This window comes from Cupriavidus sp. 05L411, assembly GCF_056398045.1.
The window spans coordinates 1-8,437 of record NZ_JBFTOQ010000096.1 but is presented as its reverse complement, the minus strand read 5'-3'; the positions used below and the strand labels follow the sequence as shown (position 1 = coordinate 8,437).

7 protein-coding genes and 3 pseudogenes are annotated in these 8,437 nt (G+C 58.9%); all 10 read left to right on the top strand.

Going from position 1 to position 8,437, the window contains the following annotated elements; translation table 11 throughout:
* Positions 1–551 (top strand): annotated as a pseudogene (locus AC1DQR_RS39805) (hypothetical protein); the annotation flags it as partial.
* Positions 552–589: 38 nt separating this feature from the next.
* Complete coding sequence (locus AC1DQR_RS39800) at positions 590–2,335, top strand: DUF637 domain-containing protein (RefSeq protein WP_477135083.1); 1,746 nt, start codon at positions 590–592, stop codon at positions 2,333–2,335.
* Between the two features lie 895 nt (positions 2,336–3,230).
* A complete protein-coding gene (locus AC1DQR_RS39795; RefSeq protein WP_477135084.1) occupies positions 3,231–3,641 on the top strand; it encodes a hypothetical protein in 411 nt (136 codons plus the stop codon).
* On the top strand, positions 3,638–4,096 hold the full coding sequence (locus tag AC1DQR_RS39790) for a DUF2846 domain-containing protein (RefSeq protein ID WP_183035798.1): 459 nt from the start codon (positions 3,638–3,640) through the stop codon (positions 4,094–4,096). The genes AC1DQR_RS39795 and AC1DQR_RS39790 overlap by 4 nt, the downstream gene beginning before the upstream one ends.
* Before the next feature lie 139 nt (positions 4,097–4,235).
* Complete coding sequence (locus AC1DQR_RS39785; protein WP_477135082.1) at positions 4,236–5,081, top strand: hypothetical protein; 846 nt, start codon at positions 4,236–4,238, stop codon at positions 5,079–5,081.
* Entirely contained in the window at positions 5,082–5,624 is a 543-nt protein-coding gene (locus AC1DQR_RS39780) for a hypothetical protein (protein ID WP_477135081.1), read from the top strand.
* Between the two features lie 13 nt (positions 5,625–5,637).
* A complete protein-coding gene (locus tag AC1DQR_RS39775) occupies positions 5,638–6,027 on the top strand; it encodes a hypothetical protein (protein WP_477135080.1) in 390 nt (129 codons plus the stop codon).
* A gap of 111 nt (positions 6,028–6,138) precedes the next feature.
* Entirely contained in the window at positions 6,139–6,486 is a 348-nt protein-coding gene (locus AC1DQR_RS39770; protein WP_477135079.1) for a hypothetical protein, read from the top strand.
* Positions 6,487–6,670: 184 nt separating this feature from the next.
* A pseudogene (locus AC1DQR_RS39765) lies at positions 6,671–7,010 on the top strand (immunity 8 family protein).
* A gap of 924 nt (positions 7,011–7,934) precedes the next feature.
* Positions 7,935–8,437: pseudogene (locus AC1DQR_RS39760) on the top strand (hypothetical protein); the annotation flags it as partial.

Genomic DNA, 8,437 nt, shown 5'->3' with positions numbered 1-8,437 from the left:
TGCAACAGACCGGCCAAGCCAGCTTCGTGAGTGGCCTGGCCTGGGACAGCCAGAACCAGCTCTCGGTCACCGACCAGGAAAAGCTGAGCCTCTACAAGAACGCGGCGGACTACGCCAAGGCGCACAACATCGCGCTGGGCACGGCGCTGACGCAGACGCAGGTCAACGAGCTCGACAAGCCCCTGCTCTGGTACGTGCAGCAAGCCGTACCCGACCCGAACTGCAACACGGTCGCCAGCACCGCGTGCCCCACGGTGAACGCGCTGGTGCCGCAGGTGTACCTGCCCGAGGGCTACGCACAGGCGCTCACCAAGCCGACCGGCGGCACCATCGCCGGCGACAAGGTGAGCCTGGACATCGCCGGCCAACTGCGCAACAGCGGCGCCATCACGGCAGCCGACACGCTCAACGTGAAAGCCGGCAGCATCGACGCCGGCCCCAACGTGGTGGACATCGGCACCTCAGCCTACAAGGCCCAGGGCGGCTGGAACGTGATCACCGGCACGGTGGTGCAGCCCGCAGCATCCACGCGGTCAACAACGCGTTCCTGATCCGCAACGCCGACGGCACGGTCGACGAGGCCGCAACCGTGGCGCTGGTGAATCAGCTGAAGGCCAACCTGGGGTTGAACTACACCGAAGGCACGGTCGCTGACGATATTCATACGCRGTTTATTCAGGAGAAGAAGGGCGGGTTCGGCCCCATCGGCATGGTGGTGGCGATGGTGGCGGCGGTGGCGATTTCGATCGTGACGGCCGGGGCTGGGGCGGCAATCGTGGGGGCGGCATATTCCGCCGTCATGGGCGCCACGGCCGCCGCCGGCGCGGCATTCGCGGCTGCGGGCATTGGGGCGGCGATGTCGCTGGCGGTGTCGGGGCTGATTGCCGGCACGCTGTCGAGTATGGCGAGCCAGTTGATTACCACAGGCTCGCTGAACATGGGCGCGGCGCTCAAGGCCGGCGTTGTCTCGGGGGTGACCGCAGGCCTCACGCAGGGCGCGCTGGGTGGGTTGGACCTGGGTGATGTGGGCATCAAGAATATTGGCGAGAGCCTTGCCAAGGGCACCTGGGATGCTGTTCAGTCCAACCTCGGCGGCTACGTCACTGCGAGCGTGGTGCGCTCTGCCATCAGCGCCGGGGTCAATACGGTGGCCTACGGCGGCAGCTTCGGCCAAGCCCTTGCGAGCGGGCTGGTGCGGGATGCGGCGGCGGTTGGGGCCAACGCCATTGGCGTGACGCTGCCGGGCATCGGCACGGTCGGCGCGGACACCAGCACGATCCTGGCTAATGCGGCTGGTCACGCGCTCCTTGGGTGCGCTGCGCAGAGCCTGACGGGTGGGGATTGCGCGGGTGGTGCGGTTGGCGGGGCAGCGAGCGCGATAGCGGCGCCGCTGATTCGGGATGGCCTCTATGCAGGTAGCCAGACTGTCATTGACRACGGTGACGGCAYRCGGACCSTCAAGTATGAGAACACCGGTTACAACGCGGCGACCGTAGCGCTGGCCACGTTAATTGGTGGCTCTGCCGGCGCATTGCTGGGGACCAATGCTACAGCCGCCGCGCTGGCAGCGCAGAACGAGGCGCTGAACAACTCGACGTCCGACAAGGTTGTAAAGTGGGTCAAGGAGACCTACCAAGATCCTCTTGGGGATTTGGCGCGTTGGGGCAAGGAGTTCCTCGGCATGCTACCGGGGCAGACGCCGCCGACCGAGGCGAATCCGCTGGTAGATGTCACAAACGGCGGTAATCCACCTGCCACGGGCGGTGCGGTGGTTACGCCGCCGCTAGCCGCCTGCACTCCGGGCGGTCCATGCGTAATGACGCCTCCGCTTGTTTCACCGGGAGCGCCGGGCAATGCAATTCTGTCGAGCGGCAACAATGACTCAGGAGGCAACCGCGGATCGAGCGCAAACGGTGGCGGCGCCGAAAATGGCGGTAAGGTGAGAATTGAAACCGGCGCCGTTCCTGATGTCAACGAGCTTCGCGCAGGTCAAGGCTTATCAAGCTTAGGATATGATGTCGCGCATCAAGCAACTGCGTCTTCTCAGGGCATATTTAATGTTCGAACGGCTGATTTGTCAGTTGGAGGTATCGGGCAAGTTGACGTCTACACCCCGAAAAGCGGCACGTCCGTGAATGCAATTACCAGAGCCATCGAAGGAAAGGCAGATCAAGCATCTGGTGTTCTTGTGCAAGCAGATATTTCGCACGCAGAGATGGCTTCGATTGCCGCTCGTACTTGGGGAAAGCCGAATGCGCAGTCCATCCACACGTTGTTTTTTCAGCAGTCAAATGGAACGATAGTTCGATTTAGCCGACCGGCCTCAGGAGGATAAGAATGCCGAAATTTTCTTGCACGTGTGGAACCGTGTTGAATTTATCAGACGTCTGGCCGGAATGTGAATTGCGGCTGGTGCCAATGGCGCGCGTGGGTGAGATAGCAGACAGGCTCGATAGCGGAGCAGGACTAAGTGGGGAGGTGTTTTACGACATGATTGATGAAGTAAGTATCACCGTCTACCGATGTCCTGTATGTGACAGGCTGCATTTGGAGACGGGCAAAAACGCGTTTGACACGTACCTGAGGGAGTAGAGGGCGGGTCCGTAGTTTCGGACGTGATGAAGTCGTGAGTTGCGTTGGCTGAAACAACTATCTAAGCGCCAAGCAGGAAAAGGGCGTGGTTGGTGCGCTGAATGCGTGTGCAGTGGGTGACACCAACAGGCGGTCGCTTGGTAGCGAGTCCAATCCAAAGCATCGTTCCGAGTACGTTCCGTGACATCGGTGCGAGCCTGTTGCCTGCCACTAGTGGCGCGGTGCGTTTACCGGAGGTACCAAAGAAAACAAGGGAATGATGCCAAAGAAATTGATCCGAATATTGACTGAACTATATAAGGTGGGTGATGTGGATGCCACTCCTTATATGCAGCGAATAGTCGGGATGATGGTGATGTATGCAATCCTCTGGCTCGCCATATCTATCTATCGAGTTCTCCGTGAGGGTTGGAACTCGATTCATCTAAGTTATTTGGTTGGCGGTGAAACATTCCTTCTGTCTGGATTAACTTTGCTCCATCTGTACGTCATAACTCGATATGGATGGCGCGAGTTTTTTCGCTTGGTACGCGACACACGATAAGCCCGCTATGAGACTGATGGTTGGGGGTGGCGGAATTCAATGCTCCCATGATGGCTGATGGCTTTCAAAAACTAGATCTAAACACATGCCTTCTATGGACGTCTTAGCTCCGATGCGTTTTCGCTACCTCTGGGTGTTACTTGCCAGCGGCATCGCCCTGTCAGGCTGTGCCCCGATGATCGCAACAACACCATCTTCCGTCGAACTTGCACAGGATGGGACCACGGCGCGATCCATCACGATCCAGGCACCAGCAGTGATCCAGCTCGATACGGGGTACTCACGAACATTGGCCGCCAAATCCGTCTGGAAACCGGTGGGACGCGTGCCGCAAGGGGCCGTCTACCGGCCGGTCGGAACGATCTTCACGATCGAGGGCCGTCAGGTCCACGAAGCCTACCTTGTCCTCAAAGACAAAAAACTGGTGGGCTTCTATTTGCCGGGGGAGCAGAACTACTCCCCGCTTTCAACCGTAGTACCTCTGACCTTTGGAGAAACCGAATGAAACGAGTTGTACGTATGGCAATGGGTGGGATGGCGATGTCGTTGCTGATGGCGGGTTGCGCATCGGGTGTGAAGCATTCTGATATGGCGGCCTCGATCCCGACGATCAAGCCGGGCGAGGGGCGTATCTACTTCCTGCGCTCGGCCTCCATGTTCGGCGCCGCGATCCAACCGGACCTTCGCCTCAACAACCAGGTTGTGGGGGAATCCAAGCCGGGCGGCTTCTTCTTCGTGGACCGGCCTGCTGGCAAATATGTGGCCTCGGCGGCGACGGAAACGGAGAAGACGCTCAGCTTCGCCCTGGATGGTGGGGAAACGAAGTATGTGCGCAGTTCGCCGTCAATGGGCCTGATGGTGGGCCGCGTGGTGCTGGAGCTGGAAACGCCCGACAAAGCCAAGGAGGAGCTGTCGTCCTTGAGCTATACCGGGGACGTGGTGAAGGCGTCGGCAAAGTGAGTCTGCTAGCCAGGCTGAACGGTGTCATGTCGGTACGACACGGGTAGCCATGGCGGGGGCCGGGCAGCCATTCCGGCCCTCCCGCAGTTGGCTCGCCAATCGGCCGGCAGATCAAATTGCGACTGGAGATTGTGCATTTATGTACTGGACGGATCATTTCCTGCCTTCGACGACGGGGCAATTCAAGCGCCTTGCCAATCTGTTGGTGGTAGCCGCAATGTTTGGTGGCACGCAAGGAATCCCGCGTGCCAATGCGGCATCCGGCCAGCCTGACGGCGCGATGGCGGTTGTGCGAAGCTGGACTATCCTGCAAAGGCTCCAAAGCGAATGTCCGGGGGGGGGCGATGAGCGTTGGCGACTCGATCGCATTGATCAGGCGGTTGCCCCGTCCCATAGGTTCTCCGCCCGACGATATGCGGAGGAGCTGATTGAGAGTTCCGCGTGGCAATCTATCCTCGGCAAAGACATTCAGACGCTGCTGAACATGACGAATGGCTGTGGGACGCCTGCGATGCCGGAGTGGCAAGCGGGTATGCGCCGACAAATCGATGCATTAACGCAAGCGCTTGCTGGCGATGTTGTGAGCCACTGGCCATCTGAAGCGTTGCAGACGCCCGTCAAAATTTCGGTCGGCGCATTGGAGGCCGTTGATGACGACGATCCCGGCTATCTCCGTGTGTCCATATCCAACCCTGGCACCGATGTATTAGAGATTGCACTATCAGGCAAGGACCTGCACACCGGGCTCTGCAGAGATCTCAGCTCTGCAGATCTGCCGATTACCGCCGGCACGGATCTCCCGACGCAGCTACTTACGCTGCGCCCGGGTGCGGCCATCGCAGCGCGCCTCGTGCTCGATGCGGCCTGCATACCTGCAGATTCCGCCGCGCTGGTTGGTGCATTGATCGTTGTCCGCGGCGGGGTGATGGAATATCGCTCCTTCGGACAGGTCGACATTCCCCGAAAGGCAGTGTCCAGGCAATAGTTGTGGTCTGGCGGCCCGATACGCCACCCTGCCACTGGCGCGGCTGCGGCCGCGCCCAGCCAGGTAACTACCAGCTACCCGCTCGGCAAAGCCGGCCAGATCACCGCCGGCGGCAACCTGACTCTCACCGGCACCGGCGACCTGACCAATGCCGGCGACCTGGCCGCAGCGGGCAAGGTCACCATCAAGACGCCGGGCACGTTCACCAACAAGGGCGTCTACGGCAGCAAGATCACCACAACACCCGGCTGCGTGGCGGGCGCGCCGGACTGCCCGGGCGGCAGCAATTCCCGCGTGGATTGCCTTGCCTGGCAGCAGACGCCCAGCACGGTGGCCGCTGGCCAGACGCTGACGATCAGCGCGGCCAACATCCAGAACCTGAACGCAACGCTGGCCGCGCAGGGCGATATCACCCTGAACGCCACCAGCAGCGTGACCAACCGCTCATTCTCAGATCGATTCGTGAACCAATTCGGTGCTAGCGGCGCAGGACGGTTCACCGGGAAAAAAATAGATAGTACGACGACGGTATACGTTCCGTAATAGGTGCAGTGATATGAGATTGCAAATTGAAGGGAAACCAGAGACCCACGACCCCAGAGAAGCACAGATTAGGAGGTCGATCAAATCGTTGAGGAGCTATGGCCCCTCTTCCTATGCGTCACTTACATATGCCAACGGCAACTACATACAGGTAGCGGGTGGCGGTGTGACATGCATGGTGGAGAGGTATGACGCAATTTATAACAAGCGCCAACGTGCATTTCATGACAAGCCAAGCCCTGTTTATCCAGATGGCACCGTGCTTTCATTTCGCGCGGGGAATATTAAAATGCGATCCGATGAATGGTTCATGTTCGATCAAGTGACTGAAATTTTTGTTGCCTTTATGAAAGGTGAAGAATTTCCTGTGTACGTGAAATGGAGGGATTGTCCTGTTTTTTAGGATAGGATTACTACACAGAGCCCAATATCCGGGAAATAGTGAGCCGCCACCGCGAATGGTTGAGGATGGAAAGTAAATGTCTATCGGCAATCTTTACAAAGAGGTAGAGCCGTGAGTGACTTTATTGAATTTGATGGAAATGCCGAAACACTCGAACCATTGTTTGGGAAAAATTTGGCAATGAGAGCGACGCTCGTACTGAGAGGTGAGGAGTGTTACCTCGCGGTAAACAGCGAAAATTCGTTGTCGAGCGAGTGCATCGAGATTTTCTGCCCCGGACTCGAGAAACGACTCGAACTGATAGTGCCCATGTGGGTCGGAGGACCAGCTGCCTATTTGGATGCGGTCGAGATATCTGGGAAACTGGACAGAGCCACGACCCGAAGTCGCCTTGCTTCTATCTCCAGTATTTCGAGGCTTGTGCTGTTCAGGGAAGATGAAACCTACGAGGTTGTTTGAGACTCAGTTCCGCAAGGAGCGAAATGAGAAGAGGCTCCCGAGCCTACTACCAACACCTTGCTCGGCCGGAGGACACTCACGTACTTCTTGCGCTCGGTCTCCATGTTCGGTGCCGCGATTCAACCCGATCTTCGCCTCAACAATCAGGTCGTTGCCACCTGAACATGATCAACGGGGAGGAAAAATGGTGCATGTGAATTTAAAAGAAATGTCCTGCGATGAGTGCGATCATGAAACATTCTATCCGGCGGATCCTACATGTTTTCACCTCAATCTCCGGCTTCGGATTGGACTCGCAGATAGTCCTGAGGCCGACGATTCTGAGGTTTGCGTTTGTACGCCGGAGTGGCTGAAGCAGGTTGTCTTGGAGCCTCGCTGGGGTCGCCATCTAATGATCGTCCGAGAGTACAACCTGTCGGCCATTAAGGAACAACGTGGCTCAAGCCGATGGAGATGATTGGAATGCTATCGCAACAAAGCTGGCGAGAGTGTTTGCCTGGGAATTTGAGGACTATCAGTCTTGAGGGTGCACGTTTTCCTGTGCGGGGCTACGAATTCCGAAACTCGCATGTAGTTGTGGCAACGTGCTAAATCTGTCCGGCGTTTGAAGAGAATGTGAATGACGCTTGGTTCCGATGCCACGGCCAGGTGCCCTTTGGGCGCGTCACAGCGCGATATCGATCGTGTCTAGCGCAGTACGAGTACTTTTACTAGGGCTTGGCGGGTGGTTGTGAGAGTCGGCGGCCGTTGCGGCCATGAATTGACGGGCTGGCCACTTGCCGAAGCCTGGCAATCACGATTCGGTGCTATCGGCGTGAAACAACGCTTGAGTCCGAAGGTTCCATTCGTGCTCGGAGGTGAGTTTGAGATCGACAACCTATTTGCCGTGGATTCCATGGAGTCGATGCGGTTCCGGGGGGATATTGCCAGGCAGATTAAGGAAGCGCCCGACGGGACGAACATCTCGATCAGGTTGATGCCGTAGCGAACCGGTCCAGACGGCAGCATGAATCTCCCCAGAGATTCCTCAATGGAGCCCTCGTGCGGGCGCTAGCACGCGGATCGGCGATGGTCTATATGGCCCGGCTGGAGCCACCACGTGCGTGCATTACAACGCGGATGGCATGCGGATTACGGTCACTAGCTACACCAACCCGAATGACACCGCGATGGTGGCGGCACTTTCGATGCCTGGGTGGAGCCGGCGCAGATGGAATCGTTGGCGCCAATCCGTTCGATGCGACGATCAACAATGCTGTCGGTGAATACATGGTGATGACACCAATACTGACACCGTCTGGTGTGGCGATGGTCTGGCGGCCACCGCCGTACTGGCCGGCGTCACGCCCGACAGCCTGCTCGCGCAGCTGCCCGCCGACCTGCGCCCGGGCAAGGTCAGCTTCTACTACGACCCCTACACCGAAGGACAACGGCTCCAGCAAGCCGCGCTGCAACAAACCGGCCAAGCCAGCTTCGTGAGTGGCCTGGCCTGGGACAGCCAGAACCAGCTCTCGGTCACCGACCAGGAAAAGCTCAGCCTCTACAAGAACGCGGCGGACTACGCCAAAGCGCACAACATCGCGCTGGGCACGGCGCTGACCCAGACGCAGGTCAACGAGCTCGACAAGCCCCTGCTCTGGTACGTGCAGCAAGCCGTACCCGACCCGAACTGCAACACCGTCGCCAGCACGGCATGCCCCACCGTGAACGCGCTGGTGCCGCAGGTGTACCTGCCCGAGGGCTACGCACAGGCGCTGACCAAGCCGACCGGCGGCACCATCGCCGGCGACAAGGTGAGCCTGGACATCGCAGGCCAGCTGCGCAACAGCGGCGCCATCACGGCAGCCGACACGCTCAACGTGAAAGCCGGCAGCATCGACGCCGGCCCCAACGTGGTGGACATCGGCACCTCAGCCTACAAGGCCCAGGGCGGCTGGAACGTGATCACCGG

Coding starts and splice junctions, on each gene's coding strand:
- AC1DQR_RS39795 (WP_477135084.1), top strand. CDS start 3,231: ATGGACGTCTTAGCTCCGATGCGTTTTCGCTACCTCTGGGTGTTACTT.
- AC1DQR_RS39785 (WP_477135082.1), top strand. CDS start 4,236: ATGTACTGGACGGATCATTTCCTGCCTTCGACGACGGGGCAATTCAAG.
- AC1DQR_RS39775 (WP_477135080.1), top strand. CDS start 5,638: ATGAGATTGCAAATTGAAGGGAAACCAGAGACCCACGACCCCAGAGAA.
- AC1DQR_RS39790 (WP_183035798.1), top strand. CDS start 3,638: ATGAAACGAGTTGTACGTATGGCAATGGGTGGGATGGCGATGTCGTTG.